General features: G+C 28.8%; 1 pseudogene. It reads right to left on the bottom strand.

From position 1 onward, the window contains the following. Positions 1-194: 194 nt before the first annotated feature. Positions 195-1130 (bottom strand): annotated as a pseudogene (locus P690_RS04460) (hypothetical protein); the annotation flags it as partial.

Below are 1130 nucleotides of genomic sequence, written 5' to 3'. Positions count from 1 at the left end.
GAAAAAATCCAGATTACACAAAATTAGCTTCGTTCCCTTGGTAGCATTTTTCGCTTATTTAATTTCATTTACATTATTAGGTAAAAAAGTGTTTTTATATCCGGTGTTTCAAGATGTTGTTGGAATAAAAAAATTTTTTGCAATCAACTCAAGTTTGTGTAAAATGAACACGATAATTATCAAAAAATCTTTTTTTAATAAAGCAATCGGCATCTATTGATATTGCTGTTTCTTATTTTTGGATTACCAACATGATACTTAACAAAGAATAATGAAGCAAATGGAACGTACATTAAGATTCTAGTTCTTCTAGAAAACACTCCGCCTTTAGCATATGCTAAGAATCAACTCAGGTAGGTAAGTACAAACACTAAACTAGTAGTAATAAATAAATCTTGACTTCCATAAAGTCAACCCGCATTATTACGATCAGTGTCTCCTCTTAAATCTGGATCGAGATCGAGATCGAGTGGTACTGCTAAAGGATATAAACTATCATAAGCATTAGCAACATAAAAGTAGAATATCAATGTGCAGAATAATGATTGAGTTATATCTATAGCTAATAAAGTTAATGATAATCTAACTTGATTTTTTCTAACTACAGCACCAAAAGTATAAGGATTTTTATCTAAAATAATTCCTAAGCTCATTACTACGAATGTGATAATGAAAAATGCCATTAATGCAGTTGAGAAATCAGTCATTAATCTTAATTCTGATTCATTAAATTGTCTGTTTCAACGATTAAAATCATATACATAAGCATTATTTACATCCACAGATGGTTTTAGTTTAAAACCCATTCCATACATAAATGTTATTGCGATTGCATAAATAACAAATCCTAAGACACTAGCTAGATAGAATAAAGATAAAGAAAGGATTGTTTTAGTTAACTTGATCTTAAATACTGTTTGATTTGATGCTAGGATTTTTTGATATCACTTTAAACCTGTTGTGTCTGGTTCTGATAAAACATTTTGCTCTAAGTTGTTAGGTGTTGTCACATAAGAAATTAACCCAGCAAAGGGAATTAGTGAGAACAATTTTTGCTTTTGTTTGAAAAGACTTAACTTAACATAAGCTAAGAAGAAACTTAAATATAAAGTTAAATAAACAATGTTTCA

This window comes from Mycoplasma imitans ATCC 51306, from assembly GCF_000518305.1.
In the GTDB taxonomy this organism is placed as follows: domain Bacteria; phylum Bacillota_I; class Bacilli_A; order Mycoplasmatales; family Mycoplasmoidaceae; genus Mycoplasmoides; species Mycoplasmoides imitans.
Note: the sequence above shows the minus strand (reverse complement) of the source record. Positions and strands in the feature narration are given on the sequence as shown.